The organism is Novosphingobium sp. NBM11 (genome assembly GCF_015390225.1).
Taxonomy (GTDB): domain Bacteria; phylum Pseudomonadota; class Alphaproteobacteria; order Sphingomonadales; family Sphingomonadaceae; genus Novosphingobium.
Genome location: NZ_VUOG01000001.1, coordinates 100,787 through 124,793 on the forward strand (window position 1 = coordinate 100,787; position 24,007 = coordinate 124,793).

Sequence of the window (24,007 nt, forward strand, 5' to 3'; positions counted from 1 at the left end):
TATGGCAAGGGCCATGGCCGTATCGTTGACAGAGGAACAGGTTGGTGCGGTGCGCGAACGCATCCTGCGCACGACCGAACGCCAGATCGCCACGCGGGGCATCGACGGCACCTCGCTGCGCTCGATCGCGACGGAGATAGGCTGGACGGCGGCCTCGCTTTACCGCTATTTCGCCAGCAAGGGCGAACTGCTGGCCGCCGCGCGCGCCGCCGCACACGACCGCTTTTCGGACCGGATCGAGGCCGCCTATGCCAGTGCGGACGATCCGTGGCAGCGCTCGCGCGCGATCGGCGACGCCTATGTCGCCTTCGCCTTTACCGAGCCGGCGGCGTATCAGCTCATCTTCGCCTACAACCAGCCCGACAGCGAACGCACCGACGACCTGCGCCGCGCCGAAGCGCGTTCGCGGATGACGATGACAGGCTATGTGCGCGACATGGTGACCGAAGGACTGCTGGAAGGCGATCCCGACGCAATCGCGCAGTCCTACTGGGCGGCGCTGCACGGGCTGATCGTGCTCCACATGGCGAACAAACTGGGCGACGCGCCGGGGTTCGAACGGATGCGGCACGAAGCGGCGCGGCTCATCACGCGCGGCGCCCGCCCCCTCCTATCCCGGCAGTCGGATGGGTAGCCCGTCAGCCTAGGGCAACGACCTCGTCCACCAAAGACTCGTCCGCCGGCACCTGTCCGTCGAGCATCAGCATGGCAAGCCCGTGGACCAGGCTCCACGCCCAGATCGAACGAACCTCGGCCGCGCGACTGTCCGGCGCGGCGCCCGCCGCCTGCGCGGCGTTGGCCCGCAGGAACGCCATCGCGTCGGTGCCATCGACATGATCGGCCGAGGGCGGAGCCGACGTAAAGATCATGCGGAACAGCGCCGGGTTCGCCAGCGCGAAGCGGACGTAAGCCCGCCCCGTCGCGGCAAAGCCGGCCGCTCCGCCGCCCGCTGCCACAGCCGCCTGCCGTTGCGCCGCGCCGAGCCGCTCCAGCCCGTCCGCCGCGAGCGCCGCCAGAAGGGCAGCCTTGTCAGGAAAATGGCGATAGACGGAGGTCGCGCTGACCCCCACGGCGCGCGCCACTTCTCGCAGCGAGAGATCGTCCGCCGCGCGCGTTTCAAGCAAGCGCAGGCCCGCCTCGATCAGTGCCGCGCGCAGATCGCCGTGGTGGTACTTCCGATCCATGTTGACACTGTTATCATTATTCGTCATGTTCACACCGTAAACATAGGGAGACGATCATGGCCACCAAAATCGACGAGGAACTGGCTTGTGCCCCCGTTCCCGTTTCCGACCATCCCTTCCTTTCCGGCATCCACCGCCCGATGACGGCGGAACACACGATCACCGACCTCGCCGTGGACGGCACGATCCCCGCCGCGCTCGACGGCTGCTACCTGCGCATCGGCCCCAACCCGATCGCACCCGATCCGGCCAATTATCACTGGTTCTCCGGCGATGGCATGGTCCACGGGCTAAAACTCGCGAACGGCAGGGCGCAGTGGTATCGCAACCGCTGGATCCGTTCGGAACGGGTGGCCGAGGCGCTTGGCGTGCCCAAGGCCCCCGGCCCGCGCAACCTGTTCGACACCGTGAACACCAATGTCCTTGCGATCGGCGGACAGACTTACGCGCTGGTCGAAGCCGGCAGCTATCCGGTGAAGCTTGGCCCCACGCTGGGCGACCAGCAGTACGATGCCTTCGGCGGCACGCTGCTCGGCTCCTACACCGCGCACCCGCATCTCGACCCGCTGACCGGAGAGAACCACGCGATCTGCTACAGCGCGCATAATCCGGGCGAAGTCCGCCATGTCGTCGTCGATGCCCACGGCAAGGTGACGCGCGAACTGGCGATCCCGGTTGAACACGGCCCGATGATCCACGATTGCGCGATCACCGCGCGCTACGTGGTGATTCTGGACCTGCCCGTGACCTTCTCGCTGCCGGCGGCGATGGCGGGCAAGCCCTTCCCCTACCGCTGGAACCCGCAGCACCGCGCGCGCGTGGGCCTGCTGCCGCGAACCGGCGCGGCGTCGGACGTGATCTGGTGCGACGTGGAGCCATGCAGCGTGTTTCACGTAGCCAACGCCTACGACCGGGCGGACGGCGCGGTGATCATGGATGTCTGCGCATATGGCACGATGTTCGGCCCGGAAGCCGTCGGCCCCGACGGCGCGGCCCGCGGGCTGGAGCGCTGGACGATCGATCCCGTGACCGGGACGGTGGCGATCGCCACGATCGACGCTACCCCGCAGGAATTCCCCCGTCCCGACGAACGCCGCTTCGGCCAGCCCTATCGCTATGCCTATGCCATGGCCGTGCCCACCGATCCGGCGGCGGAATTCATCGGCGATACCCGGCTGTTCCGGCACGATCTGGTGGAGGGCACGAGGCAGGTTCACGATTTCGGTCCGCGCCGGCATCCGGGCGAATTCGTGTTCGTCCCCGCATCGGAAGACGCGGCGGAAGGCGAAGGCTGGCTGGTGGGCTTCGTTGTCGACATGGCGAACGACACCACCGACTTCGTGGTGCTGGACGCAATGCGCTTCGAGGAGCCGCCAGTGGGTGTGGTCCACCTGCCGCATCGCGTGCCGGCAGGCTTCCATGGCAACTGGGTGCCGGGCTGACATCACCGCACGCGGAGATTTCGTCTCGTAAAAGCGCCAGCAAGATCGTGGATCACAGTGATCGGGGAAATCCGCGAGACTTTCGCAGCGGCCAACCCCATCATGAACGCATGAAACAGATCGAAAACGCCATCGCCTTGCCCGTGCGGCAGATCGTGCCCCCCGCGCAGCTTGCCATTGGCGGGCTGATTGCGCTGACCGGCGCGGTCATCGCGCTGGCGCCGCTGGTCACGCCGGGCTGAGAACACAACCCGAGCGCGTGATCCTAACGCGCGTGCGCCGGTTTGCCCTTGCGGTGCGGGCGCTTTTCGGAGCCTGGGCCGCCTGGCCGATGCGGTTTGGGCGCGCCGTGATTGCCGCGCGGGCCGTTCGGACGGGGCCTGTCGTTGGGTCCATCGTTGGGGCCACCCCGCTGCTGGCGCGCGTTGCGCCGGGCGGTATCGCGCGGCGGCTCGGCCGCCAGTTCGATCGTGACGCCGCTCTCATCGCCGGCATCCTCGCGCGCGGTGCGCTTCACTGCAGCGACGAAGCGCGCTTCCAGCGTTCGAGGAATCTGGAACCAGGTCTCGTTGGCGGCGATGCGGATCGCGCCCACCTCGTTGCGGGTGATATGTCCGCGGCGGCACAGCAGCGGCAGAATCCAGCGCGGATCGGCGTTCTGGCGCCGGCCGATGTCCATGCGGAACCACACGATATCGTCGAAGCCTTCGCGGTGATGCTCCTTGCCCCGCTCCGGCTTCCCTTCGCGCGTGGAGATGTCGATCAGTTCCTCCGGCTCGGGCATCGCCTTGCGGTGCGCCTGCACCAGCGCGGCGGCAATCTCGATCGCGTCGCGGCGGGACAGCAGTTCGCCGGCCAGCGCGAGATCGGCCTCGCTCGCTTCCACCGGTTGCGTGAGAATTTCAAGCAGGCGTTCGCGGTCGCGCTGGCGGATCACCTCGGCATCGGGCACCGCGATCCAGTCGGCGGAAATGCGCGCGGCGCGCAACATGCCTTCCACCCGGCGGCGGCGCGGATAGGGCACGATCAGCACGGCGGTGCCCTTGCGCCCGGCGCGGCCGGTGCGGCCGGAACGGTGCTGCAGCACTTCGGCATCGCGCGGCACCTCCACGTGGATCACCAGGCTGAGCGTGGCGACATCGATGCCGCGCGCGGCCACGTCGGTCGCCACGCAGACACGTGCGCGGCCGTCGCGCAGCGCCTGAAGTGCATGGTTGCGCTCGTTCTGGCTGTGCTCGCCCGAAAGCGCCACGGCGGCGAAGCCGCGTTCGACCAGCGTCGCGTGAAGATGCCGCACGTTGTCGCGCGTGGCGCAGAACAGCATCGCCGTTTCCGCTTCGTGGAAGCGCAGCAGGTTGATGACGGCGTGCTCGATGTCGGCCGGCGAAACGGTCACCACCTCGTAGGCGATGTCGCCATGGCCCTGCCGTTCGTCGATTGTCGAGACGCGCAGGGCATCGCGCTGATAGCGTTTGGCCAGCGCCTGGATCGGCTTGGGCATCGTCGCCGAAAACAGGAAGGTGCGGCGACCTTCGGGCGTGGCGTCGAGCAGTTCCTCGAGATCGTCGCGGAAGCCCATGTCGAGCATCTCGTCCGCTTCGTCGAGCACCGCGAAGGCGGCGGCAGAGAGGTCGAGCGCGCCGCGCTCCAGATGATCGCGCAGACGGCCGGGCGTACCGACGACGATGTCCGCGCCCTGGAACAGCGCGCGCCGTTCGCGCACCGGGTCCATCCCGCCGACGCAGGTGACAATGCGCAGCCCTGCCTTGCCGAACAGCCAGGCGAGTTCCTTGCTGACCTGTAGCGCCAGTTCGCGCGTGGGGGCGATTACCAGCGCTCGCGGCGCCTTCGCGCCATCGGGAATCCCGCGGGCGGCGAGCAGGTCTTCCGCCATGGCGACGCCGAACGCCACCGTCTTGCCGGAACCGGTCTGCGCGGAGACGAGCAGGTCGCGCCCCTGCGCCTCCGGCTCCAGCACCGCTGCCTGCACAGGGGTGGGCGCCTGATAGCCACGCTCGGCAAGCGCGGCGGCAACGGATTCAGGAAGGGTCGAAAACGGCATGGAACAGGGCTTCTCGGCTGGATTGGGAGCAGTCCGCGGGCGACGTGCTCTAACGATCCGCCGGATGAACTGGGTATGAAAGCGCGCGGTAGGTGGCCGGGCACGAAAGTCAATCAAAACCGCGTATTTCAAGCCGCCGGCACCCAGCGTTCTGCCAACGGATCAATTCCGTGCCGTATCGAGGAATGCTTGTGCCGCGCGGCTGACGCGCCGTGCGCGATGCCGCAGCAGCAGGAAATCGCGCTCGACCAGCGCGCAATCGAGTTCGCGAACCAGGCCCGCGGCCACGCGTGGCCCGGCGGCCAGATCGGATACTGCCGTCACCAATCCGCCCGCGCCCAGCGCTTCCAGCACCGCGCCGTTGGAAGGAAGCTCCAGCCGCACGTCGAGATCGGCCAGCGTCAGGCCGAACCGCGCGTGCAGGCTGTGCTCCAGGTGGTTGCGCGTGCCCGATCCCTGCTCGCGCAGCACCCAGCACGCGGTCGCGATGTCCTCGCGCGCGAGCGGGCGGCCGGCGAGCGGGTGTGCAGGCGCTGCATAGAGCGCGAGGCGGTCCCCGCCGATCCGCTCGACGGCAAGAATATCTTCGTCCACCCCGCCCTCGACGAAGCCGAGATCGGCCGCGCCCGCCAGCAGCGCCGCCACCGCCTGCGCGGTGTTGCCGACTTCGAGATGCAGCGTGACGCCGGGGTGTGCGGCGGCAAAGGCGGCCATGCGGCAGGGTAGCCAGTACGTCGCGACCGTCTGGCTGGCGGCGATGCGCAGATCGCCCCGCTTCAGCCCGGCCAGATCGTCCAGCACGCCCAGCGCATCGGCCGCCTGCGCCAGCACCGCGCGCGCTTCGGGCAGGAAGGCGCGGCCCGCGTCGTTCAGTTCCAGCCCGCGCCCCACGCGATCGAACAGGCGCGTGGCGTGGCGTTCCTCCAGCGCGGCGATGGCGGCGCTGACCGCGGGCTGGGTCAGATGCAGGCGTTCCGCCGCCGCGCGCATGTTCAACGTTTCGGCAACGGCGACGAAAATGCGCAACTGTTCGAGCGTCATGCAGCGGCCGCTATTCAGGCGTGATGCGCAGCACCGGCTTGACCACGCTGCCGGTCTCGCTGGCGTGCACCGCCGCGTCGATGGCGTCGAAATCGAAATAGCCGATCAGGCGTTCGAACGGAAAACGGCCGGCAACGTGCAAATCGATCAGTTCGCGCAGGAACGGACCGATGTCGCTGTCGCCGCCCAGCACACCCATCACGGTGCGCCCCTGCCCCATGAACGCCGTTTCGTTGAAGGCAAGCGTCGCCTCGGGCCCGGAGGCACCGACCATCGCCAGCTTGCCCCTGGGCGCCAACAGATCGAACGCTCCTTCGATCACCCGGGCGATGCCGGTCGTGTCGAGGGCATAGCCAAGCCCGGCTGGGCAGGCCGCGCGGATCGCGGCGGCCACATCGTCGCGCGCATTCACCGTGTGCGTCGCGCCCAGTTCGCGGGCCAGCGCCAGGCGATCGTCGTTGATGTCGATCGCAAAGATCGGATTGGCCCCGGCGATCCGCGCCGCCATGATCGCGGCGATGCCGACCGTGCCCGAACCGAACACCGCGACCGGCATGTCGGCGCGCACCTTCATGCTGCGCAGCACGGCGCCCGCCCCGGTCATCAGACCGCAGCCCAGCGGAGCCAGTCTTTCCAGCGGGATCGCGGCGGCGCTTTCGGGCACGACCACCACGTTGCGCTGGTGCGCGATGGCATGGGTGGCAAAGCTCGACTGGCCAAAGAAATTGGCGTGGAGCGGCGCACCATCGCGAAAGAGCGTCGGCGAACCGTCCGCCCGCGTGCCGGACCAGTTGTGCGGGAAGAAGTTGTAGCAATAGGTCGGCGCCTCGACCGCGCAACTGGGGCAATCGCCGCAGCTGTTGAAGCTCATCAGCACGCGGTCGCCCCGTTTCGCGGCGGTGACCGCGCTGCCAACGGCCTCGACGATCCCGGCCCCTTCGTGGCCCAGCACGATCGGCAGCGGCACGGGCAGTTGCCCGTCGCGCACCGCCAGATCGGTGTGGCACACGCCGCAGGCCACGATCCGCACGCGCAGTTCGTCAGGCCGCAGCGCGTCCAGCGTGGCGTCCTCAATCGTGAACGGGGCGTCCTTGCCCCGGCAGACGGCTACTTTCGCCGATACGGTCATATCCCCTCCGTTATCCGTTTCCGCTTATCCGGCTTCGCCTGTCATGGCTTTGCGCCACCCCGGATGATGCTCAGCCACGGGTTGAGATCGGCCTCGCCCACCTTGACCAGCTTGTTGCGGTCGCGGTGCGCGAACGGCTCCTTGCCGCGTACCACCAGCGTGGTGTCGCTGATGTAGCTCCATGATCCGTCGGCGTTGAAGGTCACGTCGATCTGGTAACGATCGGTGCGGAACGCCTCTTCCAGAAAGGTCGTCGAACAGATGCCGTAGTCGGTCCTGCCCCGTTCGGCGGAGAGCGAAAGGTGCGTATCGTCCTTTCCGGCGTGGCCCGAAGCCATGGCGATCTGCCCGCGCGGGATGGCCAGCGTCTGCATGATCAGGCCGGTCGCCGGCTCCCACAGCCAGAACCCCACCTGGTCGTGGAAGGTGATGTCCTCCTCCACGGTGTTGATGTGCTGGTGATAGCGCAGCCCGTAGAGCAGCTGGGGGCCATTGGCCTGCGGATCGATCGGCTGCATCTCGATCCGCTCGTAATAGGCGCGCCGTTCTGGACCGTCGGCCTTCGGCGCGATGTCGATGCCACCGCGCCCTTCCCAGATGCCGGCCAGATGGCGCAACGGACCCAGATTGGCCAGCGCGTCAGGATCGACGTCCTCGGGTTCGGTAAAGATGTCATCGGGAATGGCCATGCGTCTCCTCTTTCGGTCACGGTCCGCGTGGTGCTGTGCGGTGCGGCATTTATCCTAGCGCCGAACCACGGCACGAACAGCGCGAAATTGCGGGATCGTGGCGAGAGGTGGAAGAAACGCATAATGGTTGTAACACCCGATAGTATGAAGTATTTTTAAGTTCTGCATACAATGGGACGGAATGAGCGGGCAGTGGGCAAAGCAATGCGAGCCGGGCAAAACGGTGTGCCCGAAACGACCATGGCCGCTATTGCAGCGGTCTTGTGCCTTGCGTGCACGCACGCCGCGCTTGCCGCCGAGGAAGCGCCCCCGCCGGGCGACGACATCGTCGTCTATGGCCGTGCCCTGCCCCAGATCGGCACCGCGATCTCCGGATCGCAGGGCGTGGTGGGCTACCAGGATTTCGAGAACAAGCCGCTGAGCCGGGTGGGCGAACTGGTGGAAAACGTGCCCGGCGTGATCGCCACGCAGCATTCGGGCACGGGCAAGGCCAACCAGTATTTCCTGCGTGGCTTCAACCTGGACCACGGCACCGATTTCGCCGGCTTTGTCGATGGCGTGCCGGTCAACATGCGCACGCATGGCCATGGGCAAGGCTATCTCGATCTCAACTTCCTGATCCCCGAACTGGTCGAACGGATCGATTACCGCAAAGGCCCCTATTTTGCTGACGTGGGCGATTTCTCGTCAGCCGGCACCGTGCAGTTCACCACCGCCAGCCGCCTTGCCCGTCCCATCGCCGAAGCTACCGTGGGCATGAACGGCTATTATCGCGCGCTCGCCGCCGGCAGCGCGGGCGTGGGCGATGGCGATCTGCTGGTGGCGATCGACGGCACCCGCTCCAACGGACCGTGGGATCTCAACGAGGATCTCAAAAAGGTGAACGGGCTGGTCAAGCTTTCGCAGGGCACGACGAATCATGGCTGGAGCCTCTCCTTCACCGGCTATCACGCCACCTGGAACGCCACCGATCAGGTGCCCGAACGCGCCATCGCCAGCGGACTGATCAGTCGCTGGGGCAATATCGATCCAGCGCTGGGCGGCCGCACCACGCGGCTGGGGCTGACCGCCAACGCCACGCTGGGCGGCACAAGGCTGAACGCCTATGCGCTCTATTACGATTTCCGCCTGACCTCGAACTTCACCTATTTTCTGAATGATCCGGTCAACGGCGACGAGTTCCAGCAGGCGGACCGGCGCGGCGTGTTCGGCGGATCGGTGCGGCACGATTTTGCGCCGGCCTCGCTCGGCGGCGTGCCCGTGACCTTCGCGGTGGGCGGCGATGCCCGCTGGGACCATATTGGCACGATCGGCCTCTACAGCTCGATTGCCGGCACGCGCAGCGGCACCGTGCGGCAGGACAAGGTCGATGAATATTCCGGCGCGCTCTATGCCGAAGGCACCGCCGCGCTGACCGGCCGGCTGCGCCTGACGCTGGGCGTGCGCGGCGATGTCTATGGCTACGATGTCGATGCCCGCACGCTGCCGGTCAATTCGGGCAAGGGATCGGCCGCGCTGTTCAGCCCAAAGGTGGCGCTGGCCTGGCGCGCGGCGGACCATCTCGAATTCTACGCCAACTATGGCGAGAGCTTCCATTCCAACGACGTGCGCGGCGCGTCGATCCGCGTCGATCCGGCCACCGGCGATCCGGCGGAGCGGGTGCAGGTGCTGGTCAAGGCGCGCGGCGCGGAACTGGGCGCGCGCGTGGAAACCGCGCGCTTCACCGCCTCGCTCGTCGGCTTCTGGCTGAGCCTCGGCTCCGAGCTGGTGTTCGTGGGCGATGGCGGCACGACCGAGCCGAACGACGCCACCCGCCGCTACGGCGTGGAAGGCAGCCTGTTCTGGCGGCCGACCGACTGGCTGACGCTCGATGCCTCCGCCGCCGCAACGCGCGCACGGTTCCGTGGCGTCGCGCCCGGCGCCACGTTCATTCCCAACGCGGTCAGCAACGTCATTTCAGCCGGCGCGGCAGTGGATTTCGGCAAGGGTTTGAGCGCCTCGCTGCGGTTGCGCCATTTCGGTGCGGCGCCGCTGATCGAAGACGATAGCGTGCGCTCCGATCCGACCACGCTGGTCAACCTGGGCGCCTATTACGCGCGCGGCCGGATCAAGCTGGGGCTGGACGTGCTCAACCTGTTCGACGCCAAGGACGCCGACATCACCTATTTCTATGCCTCGCGGCTGCAGGGTGAACCAGCGGACGGGGTGGAAGACCGGCACATCCACCCGGTCGAGCCGCGCCAGGTGCGCGCCTCGATCCGTTTCGCGTTCTGACGGAACCGCCGTCGGGTCCGCTGGACTGCTATTCCTCGCCCATGCGCAGCGCGGCGATGAAGGCTTCCTGCGGAATCTGTACGTTGCCGTATTCGCGCATCCGGGCCTTGCCCTTCTTCTGCTTTTCCAGAAGCTTCTTCTTGCGGGTGATGTCGCCGCCATAACACTTGGCGGTGACGTCCTTGCGCAGCGCGGCAATCGTCTCGCGCGCGATCACCTTGCCGCCGATCGCAGCCTGGATCGGAATCTTGAACAGATGGCGCGGGATCAGGTCCTTCAGGCGCTCGCACATGCCGCGCCCGCGCTCCTCGGCCACCGCGCGGTGCACGATCATGCTCAGCGCGTCGACCGGCTCGTTGTTGACGAGGATGCTCATCTTGACGAGATCGCCCTCGCGCAGTCCGATCTGTTCGTAGTCGAAGCTGGCATAGCCGCGGCTGATCGACTTCAGCCGGTCGTAGAAATCGAACACCACCTCGTTCAGCGGCAGCTCGTAATTCACTTGCGCGCGCCCACCGACGTAGGTGAGGCCCGTCTGGATGCCGCGCCGGTCCTGGCACAGCTTCAGGATCGATCCGAGGTATTCGTCGGGGGTGTAGATCGTTGCCTTGATCCACGGCTCGTCGATCTGCTCGATCCGGTTCGGATCGGGATAATCGGCGGGATTATGCAGCAGGATCTCACGCGCGTCGTCGGTCTTGCTCGCGCGCAACTGGATGCGATAGACCACCGACGGGCTGGTGGTGATGAGGTCGAGGTCGTACTCGCGGCTCAGCCGCTCCTGGATGATTTCCAGGTGAAGCAACCCCAGGAACCCGCAGCGGAAGCCGAAGCCAAGCGCCGCGCTGCTTTCCATCTCGAAACTGAAGCTGGCGTCGTTGAGGCGCAACTTGGCGATGCTTTCGCGCAGCTTGTCGAAGTCGGCGGCGTCGACCGGGAACAGGCCGCAGAACACCACCGGCTGCACTTCCTTGTAGCCCGGCAGGGCCTCGGTGGCGCCCGCCTTCACCGTCGTGATCGTGTCGCCGACCTTGGCGGTTTCGACCTCCTTGATCTGCGCGGTGATGAAGCCGATCTCGCCCGGCCCCAGTTCGGGCAGTTCCTCGCGCTTGGGCGTGAAGCAGCCGACACGGTCGATCAGATGCTCAGTGCCGCCCTGCATGAACTTGACCTGCAGGCCCTTCTTGATCACCCCGTCGACCACGCGCACCAGGATGACGACGCCGAGGTACGGGTCATACCAGCTGTCGACCAGCATCGCCTTGAGCGGACGGGTTCGGTCGCCCTTGGGCGGGGGGATGCGGGCGACCACGGCGTCGAGCACGTCCTCGATGCCGATGCCGCTCTTGGCGCTGGTGAGCACCGCCTGGCTCGCGTCGAGACCGATCACTTCCTCGATCTCGGCCTTGACCTTTTCCGGCTCGGCCGCGGGCAGGTCGATCTTGTTGATCACCGGCACGATCTCGTGGTCGTACTCGATCGACTGGTAAACGTTGGCCAGCGTCTGCGCTTCCACGCCCTGCGCCGCGTCCACCACCAGCAGCGCGCCTTCGCAGGCGGCCAGGCTGCGGCTGACCTCGTAGGCGAAGTCGACGTGGCCCGGGGTGTCCATCAGGTTCAGTTCGTAGGTCAGCCCGTCCTTGGCCTTGTAGTTCAGGCGGACGGTCTGGGCCTTGATGGTGATCCCGCGCTCTTTCTCGATATCCATGTTATCGAGCACCTGCGCGCTCATCTCGCGGTCGGTCAGGCCGCCCGTGAACTGGATCAGGCGGTCGGCCAACGTCGATTTGCCATGGTCGATATGGGCGATAATCGAGAAGTTACGGATCAGTGCAAGCTCGGTCATGCGCCGCCGTTAGCAGCGGCGGGCGCACAAGTCAGCCACCTTCGTCATCCCACCTTGCGCAGGCCCGCCGGCTCGGTCTGCACGGCCGGTACCGCCTTCACCGCCACCGCCGCGATCCGCCCGTTTTCGTCAAGGTGCAGCGGTTCTGCGAACTCCACGCCCATGCGCTCTCCCTCGCTCCATTTGCAGATCGCGGTGACGGCATAGGTTTCCGACAGATAGAACCGGAAGCTCGTCTCGGGCGGCACGTTCCACAGCCCTTCGATCAGCGCGCCCGATTGCGAAATGTTGCGAACCGTGCCGTTGTAGCGGTGGCCGCCATGTTCCAGCACCACCTTGCGCAGCATGGCCTGGCGCGGCGCGCGGGCGGAACGGGGGCCGTGCGCCACCGCGATCAGGCCGGTCGACAGCCGCGCCGCGGCGTCCAGCGCGGAAAGCGGCCGTTCGTAGATATAACCCTGCACATGGCTGCACCCGAGTTCGCGCACGAGGTCCAGCTCGTCGAACGTCTCGACGCCTTCCGCCGTGGTTTCCATCCCCAGCGCTTCGGCCAGGCTGACGATCGAGGCGATGATGGCGCCATTGATGCTGCCCGGCTGCGTTGCGCCGCGCACGAAGCTCTGGTCGATCTTGATCTTGTCGAACGGGGCCTTCTTAAGATAGCCGAGCGAGGAATAGCCGGTGCCGAAATCGTCCAGCGCCATGCGCACGCCGATCGCCTTCAGCGCGCGGAACATCTGTTCGGTGCCCTCGTCATCGTTGATGAACACGCTTTCGGTGATTTCCAGTTCCAGCCGCTGCGGATCGACCTGCGCGTGGGCCAGCGCCTGCGTGACGATAGACGGCAGAGCCGGATTGGCGAACTGCAACGCCGAAACGTTGACCGCCACGCGCACGTTCGCGGGCCAGCGCGCCAGATCCTTGCATGCCGTGCGCAGCGCCCATTCGCCGATTGCGGCGATCATCCCGGTATCCTCGGCGATCGGGATGAACTTGGCCGGCGAAACGAACCCGTGCTGCGGATGGTTCCAGCGCAGCAGCGCCTCGAATCCGGTGATCTTCTCGGTCGCCGTCTGCACGACCGGCTGGTAATAGAGTTCGAGCCCCCCGTTCGCCACGGCGTCGCGCAGATCGTTCTCCATCTTGCGACGCTCCTCGGCGTCGCTGTGCAGGTCGGCCGCATAGAAATGATAGCGGCCGCGCCCGCCGTCCTTCGCCGCATAAAGCGCAAGGTCGGCGTTGCGGATCAGCGCCTCGCTGGTCACGCCGTCGCCGGGCGCCAGCGCGATGCCGATCGACGCGCCGATCGTGACCCGGCTGCCTTCCAGCGAATAGGGCTGCGAAAGCGCCTCGATGACCCGCGCGGCGAGATGCCCCAATTCGTCACGATCGATCTTGCCGGGGAAGATGACCTGGAACTCGTCGCCGCCGAGGCGGCCAACGCGCCCCATCGCACCCACCGTGCTCTCCAGCCGCTGCGCCACCTGCTTGAGCAGCGCATCGCCGGCGGGGTGCCCCATGGTATCGTTGACCTGCTTGAAGCGGTCGAGATCCAGCAGGAACACGCTGCACTCCCGATGCTGCTCCTGCGGCGCGTTGAGAATCTTCTCCAGCGTCTGAGAGATGCGGAAGCGGTTGGACAGCCCCGTAAGCGAATCGAAATGCGCCAGGCGCGATGCATGTTCCTGCGACCGGCGCTTTTCGGTCAGATCCGCGCCCGAACCGCGAAAACCCTGGAAGTTGTTGAAGGTGTCATAGGTCGGCCGGCCCGTGATGGACCACCAGCGCTCGTCGTCGCGGCACACCGCGCGCACCGCCAGTTCGCTGAAGCTGGAGCGCGCCGAAAGGTGGAAGGTGAGCGTGCGCTCGCCGTCGCCGGACTGTTCGGACAAGTCGAACAGGTCGGTGAAAGGCTTGCCGACAAGGTCTTCCGTCTTGCGGCCGACGGTTTCGGCCACGGTCGCGGACAGATAGGTCAGTTGCCCGCGCCGGTCGGTTTCCCAGAACCAGCCCTGCCCGGTCTCTTCGTATTCGGCGAGGAGCTCCTGCGCGCGGGCCTGCACGCGCTGCGCCTCTTCGGCCTGCTCCTGCGCGAGCCGTTCGATCTGGCGCTGGCGCAGGAAGGCGATGACCGTGATGACCGTGCCGATCGCCAGCGTGGTGAAGCCGCCAATACGGCTGGCCACGCACGTGACGCCGGACCACATCGCGATCTGCGCGACAAGCACGCCTGCAAGCCGCCCGGATTCGGTCACACTCGCCAGCAGCGAAATTGTGACCAGCACGGCCAGGCATTGCAGCCACGGCATCAAGCCGGCCATCGCCAGCAGGCCGATGGCGGAGCCATAGAGCATCATCGGCAGACCGATGACCAGACCCATCAGGCTCATCCGCTGGCCCGTGGAAAGCCGCTTGGTCTGTTCCAGCCGCACCGCGTATACCGAACAGAACGCCACCACGATGGCGATGCCGGCCAGAACCGTCGGCACCAGAGGCGGCACCACCATGTTAAGCCCCGTAAGCGCCACCATGCCGCCGAGCATGGCGATGCCCATCTGCGGCCATTCCTTGGCGATCAGGTTGTTCTCGCGCCCCACCCCGAACAGGAAGTTCGACATGGCGGTGCCATCCTGCACCGGACTCGTCCGGTCCCGACGGCGATGCGTTCGCGCGAAATCGCGCACGCCAACGGGCGGCATCTCCTCGGTTTGAGAAGCTATCTGCAAGCGGGAACTTTCAAGATCGGGCATTGGCCCCGATTGCCCGATTTGCTTTGAGAAACGGTTAAGCGGCGCGCCTCGGAAACGGCTTCGGTCCGCCCTTTCTCGTGCGGTCCCGGCATGCTAATCCGGCGCCGGTTTGCGGAGGCAGGGTTTCGGTTCGTGTCGGGTACAGCGGAATTTTCGATGATCGGCGTGGCCGGACGGCGGCTTCGCATGGGGCAATGGCATCGCGAAGCCACAGGGCGGCGACCGCTGGTCTTGCTGAACGGCATCGGCATGAACATCGAACTGCTGGAGCCGGTGGCGCGGGAACTGAACGATCGCCGGATCATCAGCATCGACATGCCGGGCATCGGCAAGTCGCCCGATCCCGTCTTCCCCTATACCATCCCCTGCATGGCGCTGACGCTGGCGACGCTGCTCGATCGGCTGCGGATCGACCGTGCTGACATTGCCGGCATCAGCTGGGGCGGCGCGGTGGCGCAGCAGTTCGCGTTCCAGCACCGCGCCAAGACCGGTGGCCTGATCCTGGCCGCCACCGCATCGGGCGGCGCGACGATGGTGCCTGCCAACGGTTCGATGTTCAGCCACCTCGTCGATCCGATGGAATATACGGTGGAACGGGCGCTGCGCCGCAACCTGGCCTCGCTCTACAACGGCGGCGGGCGCGGCAGCGTGTCCCTGAACGCCGCCAAGGCGCCGTCCCCGCTGGGCTGGGCCTGCCAGATGACCGCGTTCGGCGCGTGGAGCAGCGTTCCCTTCCTGCCGCTGATCTCCCCGCCCACGCTGATCATGGCGGACGAGGACGATCAGTTGATCCCGCCCGCCAATTCGCACTTCCTCCACAATGCCATTCCCGGCAGCCAGCTCGAAATGTTTCGCGGCGGCGGGCACTTGTTCATGCTGTCGGATCCGGTCTCCTTCGGGAATCGCGTGCGCACGTTTCTGGACGCCGCCGCCAGCAAGGGCTGACCGCACACGCCGCTTCCCTTTTCCCCGTCGCGCGCTAGCATCCCGCAAAACGAGCAGGACAAGCGCGGGAGAATGAATGCGGCACATCGCCATTATCGGTTCCGGTCCCGCCGGATACTACACCGCCGAAGCCGCGCTCAAGCAGTGGGGCGAAGATGTAAAGGTCGACATATTCGACCGCCTGCCCGTTCCGTTCGGCCTGATCCGCACCGGCGTTGCGCCCGATCACCAGTCGATCAAGGGCGTCTCGCGCCGCTATGAACAGACCGCGCTGTCGGACAACGTGCGCTTCGTGGGGAACGTCACCATCGGCCAGGACGTGAGCATCGAGGAGCTGGGCGGCTTCTACGACGCGGTGGTCCTCGCCACCGGCGCCCCGCGTGACCGGCCGCTCGACCTGCCCGGCGATCGGCTGGGCAATGTCTTCGGCAGCGCGGCTTTCGTCGGGTGGTATAACGGCCACCCCGAATTCACCTCGCTCGCGCCCGATCTTTCAGGCGAGACCGCCGTGGTGATCGGGATGGGCAACGTGGCGCTCGACGTGGCACGCATCCTGTCCAAGACGCGCGACGAATTCGCCGGGAGCGACATCGTGGCGCACGCGCTCGACGCGCTCGATGTTTCGAAGCTGCGGCGGATCGTCATCCTGGGCCGGCGCGGCCCGCACCAGATCATGATGACTCCCAAGGAACTGGGCGAACTGGGCCATCTTTCGCGCGGCACGCCCGTGGTCGATCCGCAAGACCTGCCGGACGGGGCAGAGGATGCCCTGCTGGAGCCCGGCATCCGCAAGTCCGTCAGCCATCTGCGGGCGTTTGCCGGCAACGACGCCAAGGGCGCGGACATCGCCATCGAATTCGATTTCTTCGCCGCACCTCGCGCCCTGCTCGGCAATGGCAAGGTGGAGGCGATCGAGGTCGAACGGACGCGCATCGAAGACGGCCGCGCGGTCGGCACCGGCGCGTTTTACGAGCTGCCGGCCAGCTTGGTGGTCAGTTGCATCGGCTATCGCACCGTGCCCGTTCCGGGCGTTCCCTTCGACGAACGGGCGGGCCGCTTCGCCAACGACGAGGGGCGCATCCTGCCCGGCCTCTATTGCGTGGGCTGGGCCAGACGCGGGCCTTCCGGCACGATAGGTACCAACCGTCCGGACGGATTCGCTATCATCGAACAGATCGCCGCGGACATAGGTGAAGGTGCGGGCAAGGCGGGGCGCGCCGGATTCGACGCGCTGGCCGAAACGCGCAAGCTCGATGTGGTGACGTTCCGCGACTGGAAACGCATCGAGGAAGCCGAATCGGCGCGCGCGCGCAGCGGTGCCCCACGCGAGAAGTTCGTGGATGTGGCGGACATGATCCGCGCGCGAGGCTGACGCACCGCTCCGCGATGCGGCGAAGCCGCGTGTCCTTCCGATCAGTTGCGGCACGCAACGGATTGACCACTGCGTGCAGACGTGCGTTAATCACACGGTTAAATGCGACGGCCCGCTCCTGACTACACGCGGCCGCGCGGGGAGAGGAGCAAGCGCATGCCCCAATACGATCTCATCATTCGCAACGGCACGATCGTCGATGGCACGGGCCGTCCGCGCTTCAAGGGCGATGTCGCCGTGCGCGACGGGCTGATCGCCGCCGTCGGCACCGTGCATGGCGATGCCGCCGAGGAAATCGACGCCAGCGGCCGCGTGGTCGCTCCGGGCTGGGTGGACATCCACACCCACTATGACGGCCAGGCGACGTGGGACGCGGAAATGGCGCCTTCTTCGTGGCATGGCGTGACCACCGTGGTCATGGGCAACTGTGGCGTGGGCTTCGCGCCCGCCGCGCCCGACCGGCACGACTGGCTGATCGGCCTGATGGAAGGCGTGGAGGACATCCCCGGCACCGCGCTGGCCGAAGGCATGAAGTGGGACTGGGAAACCTTCCCCGAATATCTCGACGCACTGGAGCGCCTGCCGCGCAGCGTGGACGTTGCCACCCACGTTCCGCACGGCGCGGTGCGCGCCTATGTGCTGGGCGATCGCGAACGGCCCGGCGCCGTGCCGACCGACGAGGACATGGATCGCATGGCCGCGATCGTGGAGGAAGGCGTGCGCGCCGGGGCGCTGGGCTTTTCCACCAGCCGCACCGTGATCCACAAGTCGGTCGATGGCGAACTCGTGCCCGGCACCACCGCCACGGCCGAGGAACTGATCCGCATCGGCCGTGCCATGGGTCGCGTGGGCCATGGCGTGTTCGAAATCGCCTCCGACATGAAGCGCGAATGGGATGAATTCGGCTGGATGGGCGCGATCAGCCGCGAAACCGGGCTGCCGGTAACGTTCGCCGCGCTCCAGTCGATCGCCAAGGAGCTGCCGCTGTCGGAACAGATCGCGGAAATGGAGCGCCAGAACGCGCAAGGGGCCAATATCGTCGCCCAGATCGCGCTGCGCGGGAACGGCATCGTCATGGCCTGGCGCGGCACGGTGCACCCGTTCCGCTTCCGCCCGAGCTACATCGCCATTGCCGATCTGCCGTGGGACGAACAGCTTGCCAGCCTGAAAGACCCCGCGTTCCGCGAAAAGCTACTGGCCGAAGCGAATGTCTATCCGGAGAGCGACATCATCCACCTCTTCCGCATGATCGCGGAAGGCTGGTTCAACCAGTACCAGATGGACGACGATTTCGATTACGAACCCCAGGCCGAAGCCAGCATCGCCGCGCGCGCGGCGGCGCGGGGCGTGACTCCGGATGCCTATGCCTATGATCTGATGATGGAGCAGGACGGCACCGGCTTCATCTACCTGCCGATCCTGAACTATGCCGATGGCAATCTCGATTTCCTGGAAGCGCTGCAGGCCCGCGACGATTGCGTCAATTCGCTGTCGGACGGCGGCGCGCACTGCGGCACCATCTGCGATGCGGCCAGCCCCACCTTCATGCTCCAGCACTGGGTGCGCGATCGCAAGCGCGCCAAGGATCGCCAGGAGGGCCGGCTCACGCTCGAACACGCGGTCAAGCGCCAGTGCCACGATACCGCGCGGCTCTATGGCCTCGACGATCGCGGGGTGCTCGCGCCGGGCTACATGGCGGACATCAACGTGATCGACTTCGACAACCTGAAGCTGCTGCGGCCCTGGCTCGATTTCGACCTGCCGGCGGGCGGCAAGCGCCTGCTTCAGAAGGCCGAAGGCTATGACGCTACGATCAAGTCCGGCGTGGTGACCTTCCGCAAGGGCGCGTGGACCGGGGCGACGCCGGGCGGGTTGGTGCGCGGACCGCAGCGCGTGGAAGCGCTGGAGGCCGCCGAATGAGCGACGTGCAGGCGATCCGCATCGGCGCGCCCGCCACTCTGGACAGCCTGCACGCCGATACCCTTCCCGATCCCGGCGCGCCGGGGCCGGGGCATATCCGCGTGCGCCTGGCTGCCTCGTCCCTGAACTACCACGATTTCGCGGTGGTGACGGGCATGTTGCCCGCCGCCGCCGGGCGCATTCCGATGTCGGACGGTGCGGGCGAAGTCGTGGCCGTGGGCGATGGCGTCCGGAGCGTCGCTGTGGGCGATGCGGTAGTGTCGACGTTCTTCACCGACTGGGACAGCGGGCCGCCCCCGTCGAGCGCGTTCACCACCGTCCCCGGCGACGGGATCGACGGCTATGCGCGGACCGACGTGGTCGTGCCCGCGCACTGGTTCACCCGCGCGCCGGCGGGCTATTCGCACGCCGAAGCCGCCACGTTGACATGCGCGGGCCTCACCGCGTGGCGCGCGCTATTCGTCGATGGCGCGACCAAGCCGGGCGATACTGTGCTGGTGCAGGGCACGGGCGGCGTCTCGATCTTCGCGCTCCAGTTCGCCAAGGCCGCCGGGGCACGGGTAATCGCCACCAGTTCCTCGGGCGAGAAACTGGAACGGCTGCGCGCGCTGGGTGCGGACGAAACCATCAACTATCGCGAGGTGCCCGCCTGGGGCGTCAAGGCGCTCGAACTGACCGGCGGGCGCGGCGTGGATACTGTGGTCGAAATCGGCGGGGCGGGAACGCTCGACCAGTCGATGATGGCGGCCCGCGTGGGCGGCCATGTCGCGCTGATCGGCGTGCTGGCAGGCTTTGCCGGGCCGGTGCAGACCGCGCTGCTGATGGCCAAGAACCTGCGCGTGCAGGGGCTGACGGTCGGATCGCGGGCAGACCAGCTGGCGATGATCGCCGGCGTGGAGGCCAACGGCATTCGGCCCGTGCTCGATCGTCACTTCCCGCTGGCCGCGCTCGCCGATGCGTTTCGGCATCAGGCGAGCGGGGCGCACTTCGGCAAGATCATCGTCGATATCTGACCGGCGTGGGGAATCAGGCCGCCCGCGCCATTCGGCGCGGGTAGCCGCCCCTGTTCGCATCGAGCACGAAGTGTCCGACCAGTTCGGCCATGCGATCGGCCTCCCCGGCCAGATTGCGCGCGGCTGCGGTCGCCTCTTCCACCATGGCGGCGTTCTGCTGGGTCATCACGTCAAGCTCGCGCACCGTTTCGCGCGTCTGGCCGATGTGGTTCGCCTGCTCACCGGCTACGGTCGCGATGTTGTTGGCAAGATCCGCGATCTCGCCAACTTTGGTGACGATCCGCGCGAATGTATCGCCGGACTGGCCGACCAGTTCCACACCGCGTTCGACCTGAACCGAGCTTTCCCCGATCAGCTTCTTGATATCGAGCGCCGCTTCCGCCGATCGCTGTGCCAGCGCGCGCACTTCGTTGGCAACGACGGCGAATCCGCGCCCCGCATCGCCCGCGCGCGCGGCTTCCACGCCCGCGTTGAGCGCGAGCAGATTGGTCTGGAACGCGATGCCATCGATCACCGAGATGATCTTGCCGATCTCCTGCGCGGAACGATGGATGTCGTTCATGGCGTGGACCGCCTCGCCCACCACCGCGCCCCCCTGCTGGGCATCGTTGTGCGCCTGCTGCACCGAATCGCGCATGTGCGAGGCGTCTTCCGCCGTCGTCTGCACGCTGCTCGCCAGCGTCGTCATCGAAGAGGACGCCGCTTCCAGCGAAGCGGCCTGCTCTTCGGTGCGCGTCGCCAGATCGTGCGATGCCTCGCGGATTTCCCGCGCGCCAAGGTCAACGTTCTGGGCGGTTTCGGAGACAGCGGAAAGCGCAACGCGCACCTTTTCGCGCATCGTTTCGAAATCGTTCTGAAGCTCGACGAACTCGCCCGGAAGGTCGGTCAGCGCGGCGGTGAAATCGCCGTCGGTCATCTTGCGCAGGGAATCGCCCAGCTTGTCGATCACGGAGCTGCGCAACGCCGCGTTGGCGACATCAAAATACGTCGAAAGCGCGATTTCCATGTCCAGCATGGCCATCTTCAGCATGGCGCTGATCGCCTGGCCCAGCTTGCGCGATCCGGTGACGCCAAGGCCGGAACCAGCCGCCATCGCCACGATCACATCGGCCAGCACCCCGGCATAGGCACCGATGTACCACCCCGGCTCCAACCCGATCTTCGCATGAATGTTTCCAATGCGGCGTGCCCGCGCGTTGTAGGCATCATCGGGCCGGCCTTCGAACATCTGGCGCCAGTGATCGAGCTGCTTCTGCTTGGCGTGTTCCACCATCGCCTGCGAACTGAAGAAGCCGGAAAGCGAGGGTTCGGCCGCGATGCCATCGTAAAGCCGGTCCAGCGCAGGCGGCGCATGCTTCGCCAGAGCGCGCAAAATCGTCGGAAAATGCGTCTGCTCCTTCTCCCCGATATCGAAGAAGGCAATCTTCCTGCTGAAGTCCTGTCGCTTGTCGTCCACGGCCTAATTCCTCCTGTGCCGGCGCCGGTTTATCCGACCGTGCTTCAGGCCGCCTCAACGCGGGCATAGGGATATTTCCGGACTTCCATACGCGAAAAGCCCCGCAAGCGCGGGCTTGCGGGGCTTGGTGGTTCCCGAAGGGATGCGCTGGATCAGACGCGCATCGGCATCAGCACGTAGAGCGCCGGGCTTTTCTCGTCCTTGCGGATCAGCGTGGGCGCGCCGGCATCGGCCAGGTGCAGTTCCACCGTATCGCCGTCGATCTGGCTCAGGATATCCTTGAGGTAATTGGCATTGAAGCCGATCTCGAAGCCTTGCGCGGTGTAGTCGGCCGGCAGTTCTTCGGCCGCGGTGCCGTTGTCCGGGCTGGTGACCGACAGCGTCACACGATCGGTTTCCAGCGCCATCTTCACCGCGCGGGTCTTTTCGGTGGCGATCGTCGCAACGCGGTCCACGCCTTCGAAGAAGCTGCGCGGATCGAGTCGGAGCAGCTTGTCGTTCCCGGTGGGAATGACGCGGCTGTAATCGGGGAACGTGCCGTCGATCAGCTTGCTGGTCAGCACCACGCCGTTCTCACCACCCAGCGTGAAACGCACCTTGCTGGCGGAAAGATCGATCAGCACGCTGGTATCGAGCACTTCTTCCAGCAGCTTGCGCAGCTCGCCCACGCATTTGCGCGGGATGATCACGTCCGGCATCCCTTCGGCACCATCCGGGCGCGGCAGCGTGTAGCGCGCCAGACGGTGCCCGTCGGTCGCCGCCGCCTTCAACACCGGCTGGGCCTCGTCCGAAACGTGCAGGAAGATGCCGTTGAGGTAGTAGCGCGTCTCTTCGGTCGAGATCGCGAAGCGGGTGCGGTCGATCAGTTCGGCCAGCACGCGCGCCGGAATCTCGAAACTGGTCGGCAGATCGCCTTCGACGATCACCGGGAAATCGTCGCGGGGCAGCGTGGGCAGCTGGAAGCGGCTGCGCCCGGCCTTCACGACCATGCGGTTGTCCGCCGTTTCCAGGCTCACCTGACTGCCGTCGGGCAGCTTGCGCGCGATGTCGAACAGCAGGTGCGCCGACACGGTGATCGCGCCGGGCTGGTCCACCGACGCGGCGGGCATGGTTTCCACGATCTGCAGGTCAAGATCCGTGGCCATCAGGCGCACCGTGGCATCCGGCGCGGCCTCGATCAGCACGTTCGACAGGATCGGGATCGTGTTGCGCCGTTCCACCACCGATTGCACGTGGGACAGGCACCGCAGCAGGGTTGCGCGTTCGATCGTCGCCTTCATTCTCGTCTCGATCCCCCCAGTCGGCCGGACGCCATGTCACTGCAATGGGTGCAGTCGCAACATCAACATCCGCCGGGCTGTGTAAACGGCCTTATCGCGCGGAATCGCACGGTTCGGCTCCGGTTCGGACCACCTTCCTTAACGCACGGGACCGCTTGGGCAAGCCGCCCATGCCCCGTTCGGGCGGAAGCTGTGCATAAATGGCGCAAAAGCTTGGGGAAGAGCAAGGTTGCGGTAACTATTCGAGCTTGCGCTGCCCGTCGAACATCGCCGCCGTGGCCGAGATGTAGGCGTTGATCAGCGCCCATGCCTCTGGCGTGACCGAGGCCGGGTTGATCCCAGCATCCGTCATCGCGATGGTGATCCGCCGCAGATCGCCCTGGGTGATCTGCTCCGCCGGGTTGTTGGCCTTGCCGGGGCCGATATCCAGCGCGTCGTCGATCAGGGCATGGGGCACGCCAGCGGCTTGGAGCCGGTCTCCCAGCACATCGCGCGCCATGCGCCCCATGGCATAGGAAAAGTAGGCCTTGCGCGCCGCATCGTCCATGAACTGATCGTCGCCGCAGCGATCGACCACGTTCTGCAGATCGCGCAACGCCGGCCCGTCGGACTGCTGCGCCAGCATCGCATCGGCCAGCCGTGCGTCCAGCCCGGCCGGCGCACGCTGCACCGCGCAGGCCAGAGCCTCGGGCGAACGGGCTTGCGCCGGCACGCCCGCCAGCGCCGTCACCATCGCCAGGACGACAGCGGCACGGGCCAGCAACTCCGCAAACGGTCGCCGCATCGCGATCAGGAAAGCATCGCCATGCCGCCGTTCACGTGCAGCGTCTGGCCCGTCACGTAGCCCGCTTCCTTCGATGCGAGATAGGCCACCGCCGCGCCGATGTCGCTGCCCTCGCCCATGCGCCCCATCGGGATACGAGCGTTGAGCGCGTCCTTCTGCGCATCGGGCAGCACGTCGGTCATCGCGGTGCGGATGAAGCCCGGCGCCACGCAGTTTACGGTAATGTTGCGGCTGGCGAGTTCCTGCCCCAGCGACTTGGACATGCCGACCAGCCCGGCCTTTGCGGCGGCGTAGTTCACCTGCCCCGGATTGCCCGTGGCGCCGACGACGCTGGTGATCGTGACGATCCGGCCGAAGCGCGCCTTCATCATCGGCTTGGCCGAGGCGCGCATCAGGCGGAAGGCGGCTTCCAGGTTGACGCGGATCACCGCGTCCCATTCCTCGTCCTTCATCCGCATTGCCAGGTTGTCGCGCGTGATTCCGGCGTTGTTGACCAGGATATCCAGCTTGCCGAGCGTATCGAGCGCGGCCGGCACCAGACGCTCGACCTGCTCGGTGTTGGAAAGATCGCAGGTGATCTCCACGTGATCGTGGCCATACGTGTCGTTCAGTTCCTCGCGGAACGCGCGCAGCTTGCCGGGATTGGTGCCCGACAGCGCCAGCCGCGCGCCCTGCCGCGCCAGCGCATGACAGATCGCCGACCCGATGCCGCCGGCGGCGCCGGTAACAAGGGCGGTCATGCCGGTAAGGTCGAAAAGGCGGTGTTCCATCGATTGCTCCATTTTTTTGTTCGCGCAGAGTTCGCTGAGAACGCGGAGAT

Annotated in this window: 19 protein-coding genes; 8 read left to right on the forward strand and 11 right to left on the reverse strand. The window is 66.6% G+C overall.

Annotated features, from left to right (window positions below; genetic code table 11):
* Nucleotides 1-13 precede the first annotated feature (13 nt).
* Nucleotides 14-634: a TetR/AcrR family transcriptional regulator gene (locus F1640_RS00545; RefSeq protein WP_125955695.1), complete on the forward strand. Its 621-nt coding sequence runs from the start codon at nucleotides 14-16 to the stop codon at nucleotides 632-634.
* 4 nt (nucleotides 635-638) lie between these two features.
* Here F1640_RS00545 and F1640_RS00550 read toward each other — a convergent pair whose 3' ends face one another.
* Complete coding sequence (locus tag F1640_RS00550) at nucleotides 639-1,184, reverse strand: TetR/AcrR family transcriptional regulator (protein ID WP_194917219.1); 546 nt, start codon at nucleotides 1,182-1,184, stop codon at nucleotides 639-641.
* A gap of 56 nt (nucleotides 1,185-1,240) precedes the next feature.
* On the opposite strand from F1640_RS00550, the gene F1640_RS00555 reads away from it, so the two are divergent.
* Together F1640_RS00555 and F1640_RS24995 are read left to right on the forward strand one after the other, a co-directional pair.
* Nucleotides 1,241-2,626 carry a carotenoid oxygenase family protein gene (locus F1640_RS00555; protein WP_194917220.1) on the forward strand — a complete coding sequence of 462 codons (1,386 nt, stop codon included), beginning with the start codon at nucleotides 1,241-1,243 and terminating at the stop codon, nucleotides 2,624-2,626.
* A gap of 110 nt (nucleotides 2,627-2,736) precedes the next feature.
* Entirely contained in the window at nucleotides 2,737-2,868 is a 132-nt protein-coding gene (locus tag F1640_RS24995; RefSeq protein WP_255352114.1) for a hypothetical protein, read from the forward strand.
* 23 nt (nucleotides 2,869-2,891) lie between these two features.
* Here F1640_RS24995 and F1640_RS00560 read toward each other — a convergent pair whose 3' ends face one another.
* The 4 genes from F1640_RS00560 to F1640_RS00575 all read right to left on the reverse strand — a co-directional run bounded on the left by F1640_RS00560 (nucleotide 2,892) and on the right by F1640_RS00575 (nucleotide 7,547).
* Entirely contained in the window at nucleotides 2,892-4,688 is a 1,797-nt protein-coding gene (locus tag F1640_RS00560) for a DEAD/DEAH box helicase (protein ID WP_124807315.1), read from the reverse strand.
* Nucleotides 4,689-4,850: 162 nt separating this feature from the next.
* Entirely contained in the window at nucleotides 4,851-5,729 is an 879-nt protein-coding gene (locus tag F1640_RS00565) for a LysR family transcriptional regulator (protein WP_194917221.1), read from the reverse strand.
* Nucleotides 5,730-5,739: 10 nt separating this feature from the next.
* Nucleotides 5,740-6,858 carry an NAD(P)-dependent alcohol dehydrogenase gene (locus tag F1640_RS00570; protein ID WP_194917222.1) on the reverse strand — a complete coding sequence of 373 codons (1,119 nt, stop codon included), beginning with the start codon at nucleotides 6,856-6,858 and terminating at the stop codon, nucleotides 5,740-5,742.
* 41 nt (nucleotides 6,859-6,899) lie between these two features.
* A complete protein-coding gene (locus tag F1640_RS00575) occupies nucleotides 6,900-7,547 on the reverse strand; it encodes an FABP family protein (RefSeq protein ID WP_124807312.1) in 648 nt (215 codons plus the stop codon).
* A gap of 240 nt (nucleotides 7,548-7,787) precedes the next feature.
* Here F1640_RS00575 and F1640_RS00580 point away from each other — a divergent pair, with 240 nt between their 5' ends.
* On the forward strand, nucleotides 7,788-9,821 hold the full coding sequence (locus F1640_RS00580; RefSeq protein WP_255530132.1) for a TonB-dependent receptor: 2,034 nt from the start codon (nucleotides 7,788-7,790) through the stop codon (nucleotides 9,819-9,821).
* A gap of 28 nt (nucleotides 9,822-9,849) precedes the next feature.
* On the opposite strand, the gene lepA is transcribed toward F1640_RS00580, so the two are convergent.
* Together lepA and F1640_RS00590 are read right to left on the reverse strand one after the other, a co-directional pair.
* Nucleotides 9,850-11,667 carry a translation elongation factor 4 gene (gene lepA / locus F1640_RS00585; RefSeq protein WP_194917226.1) on the reverse strand — a complete coding sequence of 606 codons (1,818 nt, stop codon included), beginning with the start codon at nucleotides 11,665-11,667 and terminating at the stop codon, nucleotides 9,850-9,852.
* 44 nt (nucleotides 11,668-11,711) lie between these two features.
* Nucleotides 11,712-14,351 (reverse strand): EAL domain-containing protein, encoded by a 2,640-nt coding sequence (locus F1640_RS00590; RefSeq protein ID WP_309229169.1) that lies wholly within the window; start codon nucleotides 14,349-14,351, stop codon nucleotides 11,712-11,714.
* Between the two features lie 222 nt (nucleotides 14,352-14,573).
* Between F1640_RS00590 and F1640_RS00595 the strand changes: the two genes are divergently transcribed.
* From F1640_RS00595 to F1640_RS00610, 4 genes are all read left to right on the forward strand, one after another.
* Nucleotides 14,574-15,362, forward strand: a complete 789-nt coding sequence (locus tag F1640_RS00595) for an alpha/beta fold hydrolase (protein WP_194917228.1) — start codon at nucleotides 14,574-14,576, stop codon at nucleotides 15,360-15,362.
* Between the two features lie 76 nt (nucleotides 15,363-15,438).
* Nucleotides 15,439-16,734: an FAD-dependent oxidoreductase gene (locus F1640_RS00600; RefSeq protein ID WP_194917230.1), complete on the forward strand. Its 1,296-nt coding sequence runs from the start codon at nucleotides 15,439-15,441 to the stop codon at nucleotides 16,732-16,734.
* 156 nt (nucleotides 16,735-16,890) lie between these two features.
* Nucleotides 16,891-18,654 carry an amidohydrolase family protein gene (locus F1640_RS00605; protein WP_194917232.1) on the forward strand — a complete coding sequence of 588 codons (1,764 nt, stop codon included), beginning with the start codon at nucleotides 16,891-16,893 and terminating at the stop codon, nucleotides 18,652-18,654.
* A 5-nt stretch (nucleotides 18,655-18,659) separates the two neighbouring features.
* Complete coding sequence (locus tag F1640_RS00610; RefSeq protein WP_194921006.1) at nucleotides 18,660-19,667, forward strand: NAD(P)-dependent alcohol dehydrogenase; 1,008 nt, start codon at nucleotides 18,660-18,662, stop codon at nucleotides 19,665-19,667.
* A 13-nt stretch (nucleotides 19,668-19,680) separates the two neighbouring features.
* Here the strand turns inward: F1640_RS00610 and F1640_RS25745 are convergent, their stop codons facing one another.
* From F1640_RS25745 to fabG, 4 genes are all read right to left on the reverse strand, one after another.
* On the reverse strand, nucleotides 19,681-21,123 hold the full coding sequence (locus F1640_RS25745) for a methyl-accepting chemotaxis protein (RefSeq protein ID WP_194917234.1): 1,443 nt from the start codon (nucleotides 21,121-21,123) through the stop codon (nucleotides 19,681-19,683).
* A gap of 152 nt (nucleotides 21,124-21,275) precedes the next feature.
* Complete coding sequence (gene dnaN / locus F1640_RS00620) at nucleotides 21,276-22,403, reverse strand: DNA polymerase III subunit beta (protein ID WP_124807304.1); 1,128 nt, start codon at nucleotides 22,401-22,403, stop codon at nucleotides 21,276-21,278.
* 238 nt (nucleotides 22,404-22,641) lie between these two features.
* The gene (locus F1640_RS00625; protein WP_124807303.1) at nucleotides 22,642-23,187 is read right to left on the reverse strand and encodes a hypothetical protein; all 546 of its coding nucleotides are present in this window, start codon (nucleotides 23,185-23,187) and stop codon (nucleotides 22,642-22,644) included.
* 5 nt (nucleotides 23,188-23,192) lie between these two features.
* Nucleotides 23,193-23,957, reverse strand: a complete 765-nt coding sequence (gene fabG, locus F1640_RS00630; protein ID WP_124807302.1) for a 3-oxoacyl-[acyl-carrier-protein] reductase — start codon at nucleotides 23,955-23,957, stop codon at nucleotides 23,193-23,195.
* Nucleotides 23,958-24,007 lie beyond the last annotated feature (50 nt).